The 458-nt window shown below is 62.9% G+C and carries 1 pseudogene; it reads right to left on the bottom strand.

Annotated features, from left to right (window positions below):
- Positions 1-458, bottom strand: a pseudogene (locus tag ACU8YC_RS27230) (1-deoxy-D-xylulose-5-phosphate reductoisomerase); the annotation flags it as partial.

Raw genomic sequence — 458 nt, 5'->3', positions numbered from 1 at the left:
CTGCGGATGGATGACCACCTCGACCTGATGCGGGCGTGCATCGAACAGCCAGCAGGCCTCGATCAATTCGAGCCCCTTGTTCATCATGCTCGCCGAATCCACCGAGATCTTTCGCCCCATGGACCAATTGGGATGAGCGCACGCCTGCTCGGGAGTCACATCGCTCAGAAGGTCGGGCGCCATTTCTCGGAACGGCCCACCCGAAGCGGTGAGCAGGATCCTGCGCACACCGACGGTCCCAAGGCCTTGCGAATAGTCCGTCGGCAGGCACTGAAAAATCGCGTTGTGCTCGCTATCGATCGGCAGCAGAACGGCACCGCTGTCACGCAACGCCTGCATGAACAAGGCACCGGACATGACCAGCGCCTCCTTGTTGGCCAGCAGCACCCGCTTGCCGGACTGCACCGCCGCGAGCGTAGGCTTCAACCCTGCCGCCCCGACGATGGCGGCCATTACCA

This window comes from Citrobacter sp. VF227, assembly GCF_052950715.1.
This window is presented reverse-complemented; position numbering and strand designations above follow the sequence as displayed.